This window comes from Shewanella sp. 125m-7, assembly GCF_052977045.1.
Window position 1 is genome coordinate 1 of the sequence record NZ_JBRILQ010000027.1, and the last position, 17186, is coordinate 17186.

At 44.9% G+C, this 17186-nt stretch carries 14 protein-coding genes; 5 read left to right on the forward strand and 9 right to left on the reverse strand.

The window, feature by feature from the left end; genetic code table 11:
• Positions 1-425: 425 nt before the first annotated feature.
• Both ACVBIL_RS13065 and ACVBIL_RS13070 read right to left on the reverse strand, forming a co-directional pair.
• Positions 426-863 carry a DUF3069 domain-containing protein gene (locus tag ACVBIL_RS13065; RefSeq protein ID WP_447160739.1) on the reverse strand — a complete coding sequence of 146 codons (438 nt, stop codon included), beginning with the start codon at positions 861-863 and terminating at the stop codon, positions 426-428.
• 61 nt (positions 864-924) lie between these two features.
• Positions 925-1449 (reverse strand): phosphatase PAP2 family protein, encoded by a 525-nt coding sequence (locus tag ACVBIL_RS13070; protein ID WP_447167411.1) that lies wholly within the window; start codon positions 1447-1449, stop codon positions 925-927.
• A 187-nt stretch (positions 1450-1636) separates the two neighbouring features.
• Here ACVBIL_RS13070 and ACVBIL_RS13075 point away from each other — a divergent pair, with 187 nt between their 5' ends.
• From ACVBIL_RS13075 to queG, 3 genes are all read left to right on the forward strand, one after another.
• Positions 1637-3520, forward strand: a complete 1884-nt coding sequence (locus ACVBIL_RS13075; protein WP_447167412.1) for a diguanylate cyclase — start codon at positions 1637-1639, stop codon at positions 3518-3520.
• Positions 3521-3837: 317 nt separating this feature from the next.
• Positions 3838-5766 carry a diguanylate cyclase gene (locus ACVBIL_RS13080; RefSeq protein WP_447167413.1) on the forward strand — a complete coding sequence of 643 codons (1929 nt, stop codon included), beginning with the start codon at positions 3838-3840 and terminating at the stop codon, positions 5764-5766.
• Between the two features lie 113 nt (positions 5767-5879).
• Positions 5880-7178 carry a tRNA epoxyqueuosine(34) reductase QueG gene (gene queG / locus ACVBIL_RS13085; RefSeq protein ID WP_447167414.1) on the forward strand — a complete coding sequence of 433 codons (1299 nt, stop codon included), beginning with the start codon at positions 5880-5882 and terminating at the stop codon, positions 7176-7178.
• Positions 7179-7255: 77 nt separating this feature from the next.
• On the opposite strand, the gene ACVBIL_RS13090 is transcribed toward queG, so the two are convergent.
• Together ACVBIL_RS13090 and ACVBIL_RS13095 are read right to left on the reverse strand one after the other, a co-directional pair.
• On the reverse strand, positions 7256-7468 hold the full coding sequence (locus ACVBIL_RS13090; protein WP_447167415.1) for a dodecin: 213 nt from the start codon (positions 7466-7468) through the stop codon (positions 7256-7258).
• A 101-nt stretch (positions 7469-7569) separates the two neighbouring features.
• On the reverse strand, positions 7570-8073 hold the full coding sequence (locus ACVBIL_RS13095) for a carboxymuconolactone decarboxylase family protein (protein WP_447167416.1): 504 nt from the start codon (positions 8071-8073) through the stop codon (positions 7570-7572).
• 141 nt (positions 8074-8214) lie between these two features.
• Between ACVBIL_RS13095 and ACVBIL_RS13100 the strand changes: the two genes are divergently transcribed.
• On the forward strand, positions 8215-9108 hold the full coding sequence (locus ACVBIL_RS13100) for a LysR family transcriptional regulator (protein WP_447167417.1): 894 nt from the start codon (positions 8215-8217) through the stop codon (positions 9106-9108).
• A gap of 84 nt (positions 9109-9192) precedes the next feature.
• Here the strand turns inward: ACVBIL_RS13100 and ACVBIL_RS13105 are convergent, their stop codons facing one another.
• Positions 9193-9786 carry a protein disulfide oxidoreductase gene (locus tag ACVBIL_RS13105; RefSeq protein ID WP_447167418.1) on the reverse strand — a complete coding sequence of 198 codons (594 nt, stop codon included), beginning with the start codon at positions 9784-9786 and terminating at the stop codon, positions 9193-9195.
• Positions 9787-10150: 364 nt separating this feature from the next.
• Positions 10151-12421 (reverse strand): 5-methyltetrahydropteroyltriglutamate--homocysteine S-methyltransferase, encoded by a 2271-nt coding sequence (metE, locus tag ACVBIL_RS13110; RefSeq protein WP_447167419.1) that lies wholly within the window; start codon positions 12419-12421, stop codon positions 10151-10153.
• Positions 12422-12598: 177 nt separating this feature from the next.
• Here metE and ACVBIL_RS13115 point away from each other — a divergent pair, with 177 nt between their 5' ends.
• Positions 12599-13501 (forward strand): LysR substrate-binding domain-containing protein, encoded by a 903-nt coding sequence (locus tag ACVBIL_RS13115; RefSeq protein WP_447167420.1) that lies wholly within the window; start codon positions 12599-12601, stop codon positions 13499-13501.
• A gap of 51 nt (positions 13502-13552) precedes the next feature.
• Here ACVBIL_RS13115 and ACVBIL_RS13120 read toward each other — a convergent pair whose 3' ends face one another.
• The 3 genes from ACVBIL_RS13120 to ACVBIL_RS13130 all read right to left on the reverse strand — a co-directional run bounded on the left by ACVBIL_RS13120 (position 13553) and on the right by ACVBIL_RS13130 (position 17082).
• Complete coding sequence (locus tag ACVBIL_RS13120; RefSeq protein ID WP_447167421.1) at positions 13553-14281, reverse strand: HDOD domain-containing protein; 729 nt, start codon at positions 14279-14281, stop codon at positions 13553-13555.
• Between the two features lie 250 nt (positions 14282-14531).
• Positions 14532-15137 carry a GDSL-type esterase/lipase family protein gene (locus tag ACVBIL_RS13125; protein WP_447167422.1) on the reverse strand — a complete coding sequence of 202 codons (606 nt, stop codon included), beginning with the start codon at positions 15135-15137 and terminating at the stop codon, positions 14532-14534.
• A gap of 91 nt (positions 15138-15228) precedes the next feature.
• Entirely contained in the window at positions 15229-17082 is a 1854-nt protein-coding gene (locus ACVBIL_RS13130) for a TonB-dependent receptor domain-containing protein (RefSeq protein ID WP_447167423.1), read from the reverse strand.
• Positions 17083-17186: the final 104 nt, after the last annotated feature.

Here is a 17186-nt window from a genome sequence, read left to right on the forward strand (position 1 = left end):
GCCGAATATATGGGTGCAATGAACTCTTCTCAAAATTGATATCAAACATCTTGCAAACTGGATGGGTCCATATATGCCGAACTGGCTTTTAAACATGGAAGTTGTTTGTTTTCGTTAAGCTCACATGGCCAATTCTGTTCCATACAGAATTTGGCATTTCCTCCATCCTTGGAGGTCCGATGTGCTTGCAGCGTGTCACGGCAGTATCTGCACATACGCTGGCCGCAGGCCATTGGAACCACTAATGGTTGATTTCAAGCAGTGCTTAAATAAGTTTACGTAGCCTCGCTGGTTCTAGGTCCTAGGTCCTAGGTTCTAAAAGAATAACCACCATTCAAAAACAACAAAAAAGGCTATGGGAAAACTCCCATAGCCTCTTGAAAATAGCCTTTTTAAACTAACTTTTTAGCAAAAAGCTAAACCAACTATTTGCCAGCAATCACTGTCTTAATGCTATACAGCATTGAGCGATCCGTTCGGGCTTTCTTAAGCTTGCGAACACTCTCTTTAAGCGATGCGTCAGCTAAGCGAGTGAAAATACCGTTATATTCTTTCTCGGCAATCTCATCGTCAGTCTCAGCCATCTCGGCAATATCTTGCGCAACGCGGCTAAGTTGAAACCAAGCGTTAGCAATGTAAAAACCGTGGAAGTCTTCTTTCGGCAATAGGTTCTTGGCGCTCGCAGGTAGTGCATCCCAACCTGCGCTGAACTTAAGATCGGTATCTTCAATTAGCTCATTGCAAAGGTTTGCATAGGCTTCGAACAAGCCCTCTGGAATGTCGCTCATCGGCATTACTGTGTTGCACACGTTTAATGCTACTTGCTCGGCGCGTTCTTTGTACGCTGCTGTTACTTCAGTCATTTCTTTCTCTCTACAGATATCGCTAAAAATTGTTTCTACAAACTGCTTCTATTCATTCACGCTAGAACTTACCGCTAACATATAGGCCGTAATGACCATTGCCAACCACTGGCGTGATGGTGATGCCTTTATATGGGTCGGTAAAGTATAGGCCTGATAATATGCCTATTGCGGCGCCAGCTAATACGTCTTCTACATGGTGCTTGTCGCTTTCTACGCGGGTATAGCCTACGTAAGTCGCACCTATATAGGCAGGTATAGCCCACTGCCAACCGTATCTTTGCTGCACAAAGGTTGCCGCGGCAAAACTGTCGGCGGTGTGCCCTGATGGAAACGAGTCATCGCCTGAGCCATCGGGGCGGTCTTTATCAACGCTGTACTTAAGGCCTTCCACGACTAAACGTGACACTATGCCCGTTTTGGCTAGCTGCCATGCGCCCTCAAAGTCGTCTTCATAAATAAGGCTTGTGCCCAATGCTGCGGCAGGAATTAATAGGTGCAATACATCACCTGACTTTTCTAAATCAGATGCTGCAAACGTTGACCCACTTGCCAGCAACAGTAAACAAGCAAAGACTGTTCTCATCCTTATGACCTTATTGACGAACTATTTTAAGGCCGTTGTTATACAGGCTGCTCAGCACAAATGCAAAAACTTGTCTAAGGTGTGATCTATTTGCGCTTACTAACAATTTAAGTTTAGTGAAACTCCGTTACCATCATGTATCCTACCGCATGAATATAAAGGACTTTAATACATAAAATAAATCTCAATGAACAAGCTGACTCTGTTACCTATTTTTATGCTCACCCTAAGCTTACTCTCTGTAAGCCACCCCGTTATTGCTACTGAAATCGATATAATTCAAGCTGACAAGCTATTTGATATGTTCGATAGCGGCGTCGTTGAGAATAACGCCGAGAGAAAACAATACCTAGATGAACTCACATCGTTAGTGCCTAAAAATGACATTGCTAGGCAGTTGCGTTTAACTCGCGCCACCTGCTGGTCGTTTAACATGAATGATGATGCTGAGACAGCCCAGGCTCTGTTATTCGCTAACAAGGCCCTAACCCGACCAGAGTTAGCCAACTTTCCCGAAGACAAATTGGATTTAGAGCTATGCTACGCTTGGTTTTCAGAGCAAAGAGGCGATGTTGACACCGCCACCACCTATTATAATCGACTCATAAATGAAGCCTATAAGCTTGAAAATTTACGCCTGATGGCTGACGTGCGCATGATGCGCGGATTTTTAGCATCCCTCCAAGGTAACTACACCTTGGGGCTAGAAGACTTAATGACTGCTAAAACCCTTTATAAAAGTCTCAATGTCACAACCTGGGTACAACACAGCCTATACGAGATCGCGACCATCTATCGCCGTTTAGGTGATCAAGACAATGCCATTCGCTATTTCAACCAATTACGTGAGAGCCACATTGATAACGAGCAGTTTGATAAAGCCAATGTTGTGAGCTCATCAATTGCCATCGCAGAAGAAGAAGCGAATAATTTTGCTGAGGCTAAAAAGCTGTTTTTAGAAAGTTACCACTACTGGGATAGCAAAGGTGAAGCGTTCAAAAAAGCAGGCGTAGCCGTTAATATGGCGGGAAGCTTAATCAAATTAGGAGAGATCAACTTAGCCCGCCAGTATTTAGACGAGGCCGCCCACGCTATCACTCCATCTGCGTCAGGGTTTTATAATTATATGCAGTTGTTTTATGCTCAGGTTTACTTGGCGCAAGGGCAATTTTCCCAAGCTCACAACAGCATACAGTTAGCTCGACAAGCCTTTCAGCGAGTCAAAAGCTTGCGGGGTCTGGTGCAGCTGCAACTGGTAGAAAGCCAAATATTTCTTAAGCAGTACGATTGGCAAGCAGCCTACCGATCGCTACACAAATATATGGAGCTTCATATGGAGCTCGATAAAAAAATATTCTCTCGCTACAACACAGAGATGCGAACTCGCTTTAATGCTGAACAAATAGAGGAGGAAAATCGTCACTTAATTGAAAACCATAAACTCAAAGAACTTGAGTTGGCGATGCTGGAACAAAATGAGGCGCAGCAATGGATTATCATTTTTATGGGCAGCATAATCTTGATTATCGTGTCAGCTTTCACCTATAAGCAAATACAAAAGAATCGATTATTGTCTGTGTTAGCGCTCACAGACGATCTCACTCAGCTGCCTAACCGACGTTACATTTACACTCAGGCCCAGCACTGTTTTGAACGAGCAATGAAAACTAAACAGCCTTTGTCTTTGATTAGCTTCGATGCTGATTACTTTAAACGCATTAATGACAAATACGGCCACGAAGTCGGAGACGTCACCTTAAAGCTACTGGCTGATACCTGTAGAAAAGTCCTCGGCACAAAATATGAAGCGGCGCGAATCGGCGGCGAAGAGTTCCTTATCCTTCTGCCTGATACCGACAAAGCGCAGGCATTTAAGGTTGCCCAAGACTTGGTTAACCAAGTACGCAGTGCGGATTTTAGTTCATTCCCGCCGGACTTCGCGATTACTATCAGTGCTGGCGTTTCGACGCTTCGCGAGAGTGACGATAAGCTGTCACTGCTACTAAAACGTGCCGATGACGCGCTTTACTTAGCCAAAAAAGAGGGGCGAGACCAAGTTAAAATGTGCTAAGCAACTAGGCACTGCTGCTTATTAGCCATATACCTAAGGCCTGCTATGTCTAATAGCAGGCCTCGCCCCTGAAATCCCCGTCCAAGTAACAGCCCCAGTAGCCGTCCCAGTTGCAGCCCCTATCCTCGCCAATAATGCTAGCTAAGCCGGCATTCGACTGTTAGAGATGCAATCACACGCCATAACTAAGCAATGCATTAAAAGAGGCATTTGATAATTAGCCATGATTGATTCTGTTAAAAAATAACTAAAATATATATTTTATCGTGTATGCTTGTGCATGATTATCAATGACTTTAATGCTAAGAAAGCGCTAAATGCCCAAACCGTTTTTATTAATAAAACTCATTCTGTTTTTAAGCTTACTTTGTGTGAGTGTTTTCGGCTATGCCGAGCAGAACTATGCCGAGCAGAACTATGCCGAGCACAGCTATGTTGAGCAAAGCAATGCAGAAAAAGCCGATGCGATTTTTACACTACTCGATAGTGGCACCGTTAATAAAAATGAAGTTCACCTCGCTTATATCGTCGAGCTTGAAAGCCTCATCGCTAAAGATGATATTCCAAGACAGATGCGCTTAACCCGAGCGCAGTGCTGGTCATTTAATGTATTTAAAGAGGGAGAGGTTGCCAAAGCGTTAGCATTTGCTCAGCATGCCCTTATCCACCCTGATTTAGCTCGCTTTCCTAACGACAAGCTGGATTTAGAACTCTGCCTGGCCTGGTATACCGAGCAAGACGGCAATGTTGAGCTAGCGCTGCAAGGCTACAACAAGGCGATCAATCAAGCTTATGCACTTGAGAACTTACGCCTCATTGCCGATGCCAGAGGTATGCGCGGTTACCTTCACTCTTATCAAGGTAACTTTACCCAGGGGCTAGAAGACTTAATCACCTCACAATCCCTCTATAAAAGTCTTAACTTACCCGCTTGGGTCAGTATTAACCTGTACGAAATTGCCACTAGCTATCGCCGCTTTGGCGATCAGAAAAATGCCATTCGCTACTTTAAAAAACTTAAAAAAAACTATATCAAGAATGAAGATTTTGATAGCGCTAATGCGGCTACGGTTTCTATCGCCATTGCCGAAGAAGAGCTAGGAAATTTAGTACATGCCAAGAAACTGTTTGAGGAGAGTTACTGGTACTGGAAAGCTAAAGGGCGCGAACTCGAGCAGGCAACCGTCGCGGTTAACATTGCAGGCACCCTCATCAAACTCGGTGAGTTTGATGAAGCTAAGCGATATTTAATTGAAGCTAAACCTTTTATTTTGCCATCTGATGAAGGTTTCTTCAGCTTCATGCATCTATTTCTGGCTCAAGTGGATTTAGCCGATGGTCAATTATCCCAGGCCCATGAAAACATAGCACTGGCGCGTAGTGCCTTTAAACGAATAAAAAATATACGTGGCTTAGCACAACTGCAGTTGGTCGAAAGCCAAATATTTCTCAGCCAAAATAACTGGAAACAAGCTTACCTCGCCCTTGCGGAGTACATGACTATCCATAACGAGCTTGATGCCAAACAGCTATCGAGCTATACCACTGAAATGCGCACACGGTTCAATGCCGATCAAATAGAGCAAGAAAACCATCATCTCATCGAAAACCAAAAGCTCAGAGAGCTAGAGCTGGCCATGTTGGAGCAAAACGAGCTCCAGCAATGGATCATCATCTTGCTAGGCGGCTTTTTGATGCTGATGGTGTCGGTGTTTGCTTACAAGCAGATCCAGAAAAACAAATTGTTGTCAGCTCTAGCGCTCACCGATGATCTGACCCAACTCCCCAATCGCCGCGACATCTTTGGCAAAGCACAAAAGTGCTTTGAAGCTGCGCGAACAATACAGAGTCCGCTTTCTGTCATAGCCTTTGATGTGGATAACTTTAAACTGATTAACGATAACTTTGGCCACGAAGTGGGTGACCACGCGCTCAAGCAGCTCGCCGAGATCTGCCGCAGCGCCCTCGCCCCAGAGCATCAAACCGCGCGTGTCGGCGGGGAAGAGTTTTTGATTATCCTGCCTGATACCGACAAGTCGCAGGCCTACAAAATAGCGCAAGCCTTAGTGCGAACCGTCTGTAATAGCAGCTTTAGTCAGTTCCCGCAGGGCTTTAGCATGACCATCAGCGCCGGCGTTGCCAGCTTAAGTTCAAGCGACGACAAGCTGTCGCAGCAGCTAAAACGCGCCGATGATGCACTCTATCTAGCTAAGAGCGAAGGCCGTAATCAAGCTAGAATGGGGTAGCCCACTGAGAGTCGAATAAGAGTCCAATAACATCTCAGGATACCTATTTACTCTCAATAACTGCTATCATTAGCGCTTACTTTAAGCCGTTACTTTTCGCCGTTAATAGGTCTATGTCTGACTCTCCTTCACAACTTGCTGCAATCGACACCTTAACGCCCACTCAGCTCGGCGAATTAGCCCTTAATATTAAAATATGGGGTAAAGAGCTAGGCTTTGCTCAAATCGGTATTTGCGATACAGACTTGAGCGCTGAAGAGCCAAAATTACAGCAGTGGTTAGACAAGGGCTATCATGGTGACATGAGTTACATGGCCAATCACGGCATGATGCGCGCTAGACCTTATGAACTTCACCCCGGCACTAAGCGAGTTATTTCCGCTCGCATGAACTATCTACCGCCCGAAGCCGGTTTTGCGGTTAACCTTAAAGATCCTAATCTTGGCTATATCTCGCGTTATGCTGGCGGACGTGATTATCACAAGATGATCCGTAACCGCCTTAAAAAGCTGGGTGATAGAATCGAAGCCGAGTTAACAGAGTTAGGCGTTAGCAAGCCAAACTCTCGCCCTTTCGTTGACTCAGCCCCTATCTTAGAGCGCCCTCTCGCCGATAAGGCTGGCCTTGGCTGGACAGGTAAACACAGCTTGTTACTCAACCAAGACGCGGGCAGCTGGTTCTTCTTGGGTGAACTATTAATCGACCTGCCTTTGCCCGTCGACATTCCTATTAGTGAAGGCTGCAACACGTGCGTAGCGTGCATTAAATCTTGCCCAACCAATGCGATTATTGAGCCCTACCTTGTTGACGGTAGCCGCTGTATCTCTTACTTAACCATTGAGCTACAAGGCGCCATTCCAGTAGAGTTTAGACAAGCTATTGGTAACCGCATCTACGGCTGTGATGATTGCCAGCTCGTCTGCCCAGTCAACACCAAGGCGCCTATAACAGATGAAAGCGACTTTCATACTCGCCCCTCACTTAAGCAGCCACAGCTACTTGAACTGTTTGCGTGGAGCGAAGCTGAATTTTTAAAGTTAACTGAAGGTAGCCCGATTCGCCGGGTTGGCCATGCACGTTGGCTTAGAAATATCGCCGTTGCGCTGGGTAATGCGCCCCACAGTGAAGCGATTATCGCAGCGCTTAAGGCTCGTAAACTATCGAACGAAACCGATGAGATGGTAATAGAACATATCGACTGGGCGCTTGCAGAACAAGCCTTAAAACAACATACAGCGCTGAGCAAAAATGAACAAATTCAGCCTGAAGCTGCGCCTATTGATGAAGCTCAAACGTGTAAAAAACTAGCGAGTACAAACCAAGCTAATACAAACCAAGCTAATACAAACCTGAGTCGCAAAACGCAAAGAGTGATCCGCTGTATAGAAAAGGGCTTGCCTAGAGACGCTTAAGGGCTATCAGCGCTTGTGTTTGCCGTGACGCTCACTTGCTCTAGTGTTAATTTAAGCCTTAACGTTTTACTTTAACACTATGCCTTTGGATCCAAGGTAAAGCCGACTTTGATTGTTACCTGCCAGTGCGCCACTAGCCCCTCTTCAAGGTGGCCGCGAGTTTCAATCACCTGAAACCACCTCAGATGTTTCAATGATTCATTGGCCGCAGCAATCGCATTCTTGATGGCCTCATCAGAGCTAATGGGAGATGATCCTGTTAGTTCGATAATCTTATAGGTATGGCTCATAGTAACCCCAACGATGATGAAAATAATAACCTTAGTCAGTATAGAACAACATCCAAGGTTGGCTGGTTAAAGAGCCACCATCCTTTACCCTTGAGGCATAGCTAATTGCTCACTTCAAAGCTACCCACACCAAAGTCGAACGTTTTCGCTAGACGGTTCCACGCATTTACCTGGATCACCACTAATGTCAGCTCACTGATCTCTTTATCAGAGAAATAAGCCTTTAAGCTGCTAGTGGCATCAACTAAACGCGTCTCCTCATGGGTTACGCCAGCATGAGGTAAATCGGTTAATGCCTCAGTCCAATTCAATAGCGCACGCTCTCTATCGGTGAAATAAGGCGTTTCTCGCCAGATAGTTAATGATGTTAATCGTTGAGCGGTTTCACCGGCTGCAAGGCCTTCTTTAAAATGCATATCGATACAATATGCACAGCCATTAATTAGTGACACGCGGTAACGAATAAGCCCCAACAACGTATGCTCAATACTGCAATTATTGACATAGCGCTCAGTCTTTAGCATGCAGCTCATTACACCGCTGCTTATCTCTGCACTATCTAGTGCCGCAGTAATTGAAAGCCTTTGATTAGTCGATTGAGTCATATTTCACCTCTTATGGATTGAATAGCAATTTGAATTAGTTGTTAGAACAGCAACTATTATCCACACATACAAAAAAGCTGGAATACAGACAAAAACTGCTTTACCTTTGCATAAAACGCAAAAGCAAATTTAAGGTTAATCATGCTAGGTGCAATGCGGATCTTCATCAAAGTCGTCGAGCTAGGTAGCTTTTCCAAAGCAGCAGAGGTGCTCAATATGGCGCCTTCTAGCGTCGCCCGTAACATCGATAACCTCGAGCAAGACTTTAATGCCGTGCTATTAAAGCGCAGCACTCGACAATTGTTACTGACCGAGGCCGGAGAGCAGTTTCTCACTGGTGCACGCAAACTTGTTAGCGATGAGGAGTCACTTAAGGCCTCTTTGTCGCAGCAAGAACTGCAGCCAGAAGGTGTGTTAAGAATTTCGGTATTTGAAGGCTTTGGCAGGGTTAAGGTGTGCCCTATTCTGCCAGGCTTTTTAGCTCAATATCCTAAGGTAAAGATTGAGATTGATTTAGATAATCAGCTTGTTGATTTGCATTCAGAAAACATTGATATCGCAATTCGTATTGGTAGCCCAGCCGACTCCAGTCTGCATGCCAGAATGCTGATGCCTAACCAAACCTCACTCTGCGCTAGCCCTCGCTATTTAGCCCAATTTGGTACACCCAAAAAACCAGAAGACCTGCAGCAACATAACTGCCTGTTACTCGACCGCGATCGGCAGCGCACCTATTGGCACTTTCGTAAAGCCAAGCAATATAAAAAAGTCCCTGTACAGGGTAATTTAACCTCAAGAGGCGGCACGCCCATTTTAGAGGCCGCGATTCATCATGGCGGTATCGTGTTGCTATCAAGTTGGATGATGGATGACTTAATCGAAGATGGCAGCTTAGTGCGCTGTCTCCCCGAATGGACGCCTTCTTTGTCAGAGCAATCCAGCGGTGATATCTACGCGCTATACAGTGGTGGCAAACATATGAGACCGGTGATCCGCGCCTTTATTGATTACTTACTCAAGTCGCTAAAGCTATAAGCAATAGCTAATCGCTATCTAAAAGTAATAAGCCACATACGCGAATGATATGCGGCTTATTATGTCAGTTTGTCTTAGCTCACTTTAACCCAATAACATCCGCCACCACATACCTGGTAAACTAGTAAAGCCGGTGGTATAAGACACCACTTTGCCTTCATTGATGATAATCAGAGTCGGTGTAACATGTACCGACCAGTCTTGGGCACTGCGATTATCAGCATCATTAATCACAGGAAAGTGATAATCATGTTCCTGCATATAATCATTTATCTCACGATTAGTGCCCGATGCAATGGCCACACTCACCACTGGGAAATAAGCCGAAATAGCCTCAACAGATGGGCTTACCGAACGGCAAATAGGACACCATGTACCCCAGAAATACACCAAAACGGGCCCATCGGTACTAAGCGTCGATACGTTAATCTTCTCGCCTGTGATAGCAACACCACTAATCACCGGAAAATCATTGACCTCTAAGTTTCTACTACGCCACTTATCCATGACCCAAGCTACGGCGCTCAGCATGATAAGCAAAATCAATAACTGCTTAATCCAACCACCAATACGGTGCTTCAATCTCGGCTTTTTTTCTGGCGATTGTTTTTCTGTCGGTAGCTTTTCTGCCGATTGTTTTTCTGTCATTTTCTTTTCGGTCGCTTTCTTTTCGGTCATAGCGCTCAGCATTATCCGCATCATATTGCGGCAGTAAAATGAATATGACTCTATAAGACCGGATAAGTAAACAAATAGTTCATCACAGCACTCACTCTGGCAGCGTCGCCCTTTAATCACCAAGCATTACAGGCAACACACTAGGCAAACGAATGCTGACGCCGAGCAAACTATCAGCTAATAACGAGCAAACTATCAGCTAATGACGAGCTAATGACGAGCTAATGACGAGCCAATGATGAGCCAATGACGAGCCAATGATGAGCCAATGACGAGCCAATGATGAGCCAATGACGAGCTAAAGCGCCGTTAGACGGGTAATGCTTTAGCTCGTTTGCTTAATTAACTCACTAGGGGAATAGCGCTAGCCTAATTTGCGCCGCAAAATCTTCGTCGCCTCAACAAGATTAACCAATGCTGGTTCAACTTCATCCCAAGTACGTGTTTTTAACCCACAATCTGGGTTAACCCACAACTGTTCAATAGCGATTTTACTGGCAGCCTTTTCCATCAAACTGACGATTTCATCAACCGTTGGCGTATTTGGCGAGTGAATATCGTAAACACCCGGACCAATTTCATTTGGGTAGTTAAAATCTTCAAACGCGCTTAACAACTCCATTCTAGACCGTGAGGTCTCAATAGTGATCACATCAGCGTCCATCGCAGCAATTGCGCCAATGGTCTCGTTAAATTCGCTGTAACACATGTGAGTGTGAATTTGGGTTTCGTTAGTCACTCCTGCGGCACTCAGTTTAAAGGCGTTAACAGCCCAATCTAAATAATGCTGCCAATCGCTCTTTTTCAACGGTAAGCCCTCACGAAAAGCGGGCTCATCAATTTGTATAATACCAATACCCGCATTTTGCAGTTCGACCACCTCATCTCGAATCGCTAAGCCTATCTGAATGGCAATCTGCTCACGGCTGATATCTTCACGAGCGAAAGACCAATGCAAGATGGTGACAGGCCCCGTTAACATGCCTTTAACTGGCTTTTCCGTTAGGCTTTGGGCAAACTCTGCCCACTCAACAGTCATTGCCAGCGGACGCGCTACATCACCATAAATAAGTGGTGGTTTAACGCAGCGAGAGCCATAACTTTGCACCCAACCAAACTGAGTAAAGCCAACACCCTCTAGCTGCTCGCCAAAATATTCAACCATGTCGTTGCGTTCAGCTTCACCATGAACCAGCACATCAATATCGAGCTTTAACTGACGTTCGATAGTGTCTCTGGTTACTTGGCGCAACTGCTCATTATAGTGTTCTACACTAATTTCACCTTTGCGCCAGCGACTGCGCAGGCCACGAATTGCAGGGGTTTGTGGGAAGCTACCTATAGTGGTGGTTGGCAATAGCGGTAAACGATACTTTTGCTTTTGCGCTGCTTGCCTTACAGCAAATACATCATCACGCAGATAATCATCCTCGGTCAATGCCTCGACTCTGGCTATCACCTCTTGATTAGCGGCTTTGGCACGGGCACCGCGTCTTGCTTGGCACTCACTAATAATGGCGTGGGCGTCTGCCGAATTTGGCTCGGTTAGCAAGACTTTGAGCTTATTGAGTTCTGCCAACTTTTGCTTAGCAAAAGATAATTGCAGCTTTAGTGCTGGCGCGAGCCCTGTTTCTACCTCTAAATCCACCGGGCTGTGCAATAACGAACACGAGGGGGATAACCATAAACGCTGCTTAAGATCTCGAGCAACACTCGATAGTTGCTCAGCTAAGTTATCAAGCTCAGCCGCCCACACATTGCGGCCATTAATCACCCCCGCCGATAATATTTGCTCTTGCTTTAAGGTCGCTGCAAAGGCGTTTAATTGCTCTGGTGCTGTGACAAGATCTAAATGTAAACCAGCAACCGCAAGCGACGACACCAGCTGATGATGATGTTCAATACTGCCATAATAACTGGCCAGCAAGATCTTGAGCTTGCTTTGAGCCAAGTCAGCATAAGTCAGGCTAATTGCGGCTTGCCAGTCACTTGCTAACTCTAGAGCCAAGATAGGTTCATCTAACTGGATCCACTCAACACCTTGGCTTTCGAAGCGGGCAAGGATCTTGTGATATGCCTCAATCAATGCAGGTAGCAAGCTTAGCTTGTCGAAATTTGAACCCACCGTTTTAGACAAATAGAGAAAAGAAACCGGCCCGAGAATAACGGGTTTGGCCTTATAACCTAAGGCCTGTGCCTCTGTCACTTCATCAAATAACTGCTCATAGCCAATATCAAAGCTTTGGTCTGCGCTGAGTTCGGGCACGATATAGTGATAATTGCTATTGAAAAACTTAGTCATTTCAGCGGCTGGCGCATCAATGCCTGTCGGTGCACGGCCACGTCCGACACGAAATAAGGTATCAATATCTGTTGCAGTATCGCCACGATGACGAGCGGGGATTGCATCTAACGTCGCGCTTAGGGTTAACACCTGATCATAGAAAGCAAAATCACCAACGGGTAATAACGCTACCCCAGCATCGGCTTGCCACTGCCAATGGCTTTGGCGTAATTCTTTGGCAATATCAAGTAACTGAGACTGCTCAATTTCACCACGCCAATACTTCTCTAAGGCAAATTTTAGTTCTCGTAAACGACCAATTCGTGGAAATCCCAAACTATTTAATTGCATATTGTATACCTTTTGGTGTTAAGATGAGCAAAATTCAGAGTTAGCGCCCGTCTGAATTTCATAAAACTAAACATAACAACGGGCGTCTGGACGTCTAGAAGTTTATTGTGTTAGCCTATGTATTCGCAATCGAAACGAATTCAAGCGCAACATGAACGAATTTCATGTGAGGATAAAATGATAGAGCTTAGACATTTACGTACGTTAGTTGCCCTAAAAGAAAGCGGCAGCCTCGCTGGGGCGGCAAAAAAACGCTTCGTCACTCAGTCAGCACTGTCGCATCAGATCAAGGAGTTAGAGACTCGAATTAACTCAGCTATTTTTGTGCGTAAGAGTAAGCCCCTCTCTTTCACGCAAGAAGGCGCGAGATTACTCAACCTTGCTGAAGATATTCTGCCAAAAGTGATCGAGACTGAAGTTGACTTAAAGAAAGGTTTGGCCGATGGAGACAATCATTTAGGCGTCGGCATCGAATGCCACAGCTGCTTCCGCTGGTTAATGCCTGTAATGGAAGAGTTTAGACAACAATATCCACAGGCCGATCTCGACCTATCAAGTCGTCATCTGTTCGACTCTTTGAACGCATTAGAAATTGGCGAGTTAGATGTGGTTTTGACCTCAGATCCGGTACCCGGCCAGTCAATTGCTTATCAGCATCTATTTGATTTTGAAGTTAGGTTAGTTGTTGCCAGCGATCATCCTCTGGCGCAGCAAGAATATGTCACACCAAAACAATTAGAGAACTTATCGATTTTAAGTTATCCGGTTTCACTTGAGCGTTTAGATATATATCGCCATTTCTTAGAGCCTGCGGGCATAAAAGCTGGCCCTCAGGTGAAGTGTGATTTAACCATGATGTTACTTCAGCGTATCGCCTGTAAAGACGGTATAGCCGCACTGCCGAGTTGGTCTATTAGCGAAGCACATGGACTTAGCCTAACGAGTGTAAAGCTTGGGCCTGAAGGCCTAAAACGCCCATTGTTTGGTGCGTATCGTCGCAATGGAGCCAATGCGCGTCTAGCTCAACATTGGCTAGAGTTGGTCGCCAAAGAAGGCTTAGCCAAACAGAAATTAATCTAGTGCATTTTACAGATGAAAAAGCCTGCTTATTGCAGGCTTTTTATTGAACGCTCATATTGGTTTAAGCAATAAGCCTCTTTTTGCCAATACACGCCTCAATACTAATCCAGGAGAATTTACATTATGAGTCTGACGTAAATTATGTGCGATTAAAAACTCTTCACGTAGATCTTCGTCTAAACCTAACGACTCGAATGCTTCAAGGGTTAATGTTTTTTGCTGGCCTTCAATCACCGATTTTAGGGCGCTAATCGGGTAGTTTTGCTCACCCTCTGAGTTCAGGTACGCAAATGCAGTCAGTGCAATAATGTCACCAAATACACTAAATAATGCCAAGGTTTGCACCTCGTCAGGGTTTATCTGTAGACCCTCCATTTGATACAGCTGATCAATCGCATCCACTGCAATCGCTTCCGTCAGTGCCCAATAGCCGTATACCAGCTTTTTATAAGGCTCATTCAATTCATCTAAACGCTCTTTTAGATAAAAAGTAAATGCATAGCGATAGATATTGACTTGCCCTAAGCGCACTAACGCATCTTTCAATGAGCGATTTTTACTCGATTGAGGCGTTGAGTGATCAGCGCTGTTACTACGCCAAAGCAGGTGGGCCGATAAAGCAGGATCTGATGAGACGATATCAATAACATTACGAATATCACCGTCTGCAATAATAGCTTTTTTCAATGGGATAAGGATCCCTCTACGACCAATTACCTGCTCTTCATTGCTGATAATGGCACGTACTTGAGTAAATACTTGCTGCTCAAGATCTGTCATGCGAAACGTTAAACCTTATTATTATTAAATAATTGTATGGACTAAATTATGTGCAAATTAACCCACAATAGTACGCTATAGGTTAAGCCATATAAGCGACTACCTTATCAAGTTTCTGCCGTCTGCGGAGCAATAATTTAACTCCATTGTATAAATTTGTGGATCAACCAACACTGTTTTACTGATACCACTCAAACATCTGCTCGATGGCGCTGTGAAAACCAACGAGCAATTCAAACATAACTAATTGTTAAATAGAGTTAAAAATAGCATTAGCGAGTACTAAATAGCCCTCATCATTCAAATGTATTGCATCTGACTTTTTACTTGGGCTTTTTAATAAATCACTCAAGGCATCTTCGACTAAAACCAGTTGATATTGCTCTGCAAGCTCCTCATAAATCGGCGATACCGATAGAAATAGACTTTTTTGCGGTACAGCAACCAATAAAACGGGGATCTGCTTCGATTGCGCCATTTCAATCATGGCGGCCAAATTCGACTTAGTCCTGGTAATAGAATGATTTCTCAAAAAATCATTGCCGCCTTCAAGCAAGACTAATAACTCTGGCGAGTATTTATCGAGTAATGGTCCTAAACGCGATACCCCCGCCGTAGTTGTCTCACCCGACACCCCGGCATTAATCACCTCAAAGCCACTTATTGTTGCAAGCTGACTTGGGTAATCCATCCCCTCAGAGGCGCCTACACCGTAGGTGAGACTATCGCCAAAAGCTAAAACCCGTGCGTTACCGGGTAATGGGGGAATGCTTGCACCAGAGCATGCCTGTAATAACAGTAACGCTGAAATCACGATCAATCGACTAACGCAGTTACGCATCAATAAAGGTTTCATTAATAAACTTTCGGCTGATGGTTTCTTCAAAAAATAACATAAAAAAAGCCAGACACAAGTTCTGGCTTAATATTCGCTTTTATCTGCGGCTCTAGAACGCTTGATAACTGACGCTCAAGAACAACTCTCTGCCTGGGCTAAAGTAGTTTTGATCTGAGATAATCTCTGCGTCAAACAGGTTGTTAGCTTTTAAACGCAGGCTCCATGCATCATCGAGCTGATAACCAAGACTCAAGTCCAGCTTATGATAAGCATCCAAGAACTGATCGTACCCAGCATAGCGCTTACCTTGGTAATGGTAGTTAGCCAACACATCAACACGCTCCCAGCTATAGCTCAACATATAGTTAAACTCATTCTCGCTGCGACCGACTAGCTGCTCACCAGTTTGTTTATTCTCCGCATCCAGATAGGTATAACCGAGCTGATGCTCAAGGCTGAACAACTGATAGTTTGCCGACACTTCGATACCACTAATCTCGGCATTATTGATATTGGCTGGCTTCCAGATATCCCAACCGTAATCATCTTTTTCTCCCGTAGGCGCCCAAGCAATCAAGTTATCAATGCTATTTTTAAATACACTGACATAAGCACGGATATCTTTAGCATTAAAATGCAACGTTAAATCATAACTTTGTGAAGTTTCAGAGATGAGCTCAGCATTACCCGAATCCGGCCAATAAAGGTCGTTAAAGGTCGGTGCTTTAAAGGCCGTGCCCGTTGTCGCAGCGAGTCGCCATTGGTCGTTAAACTGATAACCAAGGCTGGCATTATAAGACACTTCACTATCGACATTTTCTACGTCATCATAACGCACAGCCACTTCTGCGAGTAAATGCTCCCACTGCTTTTCAACTAGCCCGTATGCAGCAAAAATATCACGCTCATCTTGGGCATAATCGCCCTTAACAGACTCATTTGACCAATCGATGCCGCCCGTTAACGTCAGTTCATTTGCCGCTAAGTATTGGTTACTCCAGTTGATCTGGTCGCGCTTAGTTTCAAACTCAGAAATGGCCACACTGGCATCATCACCACGGAAGTTCTCGTTATAGTCGCGAGATTGGCTCAAGGCTAACTTACTGGTAAATCTGTCATTAGTGTATTGTGTTGCTAAGTTCCAGAGGTAGTTCTCATAATCTGACTCATCCGCCGAACCTGAGGCGTAGATATCATCATATTGAGTATTTCCCTTGTCGTACATGCCATTCCATAATGCTTGCCAATTTTGATTAATTTGCTGCGAGCCTATCAAAGAAAGTGCATTGCGCTTGTAGCCATCATCGTCATTTTCAACTTCAGCGCCGTTATACACATCATAACCGTCAGATTGTTCGTGGTTTACGCTCAGTGTGGTATTGCCGTTCCCATGTGTCATGCCTGCGCCAAATGAACCACGTATATAATCGTTAGTGCCGTATTCGGCTCCCGCAAACCACTCACCGCCTTTCAGCTGACGGGTAAATATTTGAATGACGCCGCCAATGGCATCGCTGCCCCACACTGACGCTCGCGGCCCTTTTAATACTTCGATTCGCTCAATATTTTCAGGTGATAAGGTGTTAAAGCTAACGGTACCTAATGTTGCAGAGCCGACCTTCACACCATCAATCAGCACTAACACATGGTTTGAATTACTACCACGAATACTAATTGAAGTGGCCTGCCCCGCACCGCCATTACGCGAAACACTAACACCGGGCAGTGTTTCTAAAACGTCTGCAACAGATTTGGGGTTAAGGCGTGCAATCTCTTCACGCTCAACGGTATTGATAACCGTTAACTGCTGCAGGGCCGTTCTATCAAAACGTGAACCGGTTACGGTAATCGTTTCATCGACGTTAACAGCGTTTGAATTGCCGTCCTCGGCGACTGCCGAGAATGTGGATAAACTGATAAGACTGCTAACTAGCAGTGCAATTTTTGATGGTTGTGTTCCCATTTTACCTTTGACTCCTAAAGGAAAACGGGGCAAATACGTCACGGTGACACGACCAAATAAATGGAAAATTCCACTCTTTGTCTTGCTCGTAAAATGCCGCATTT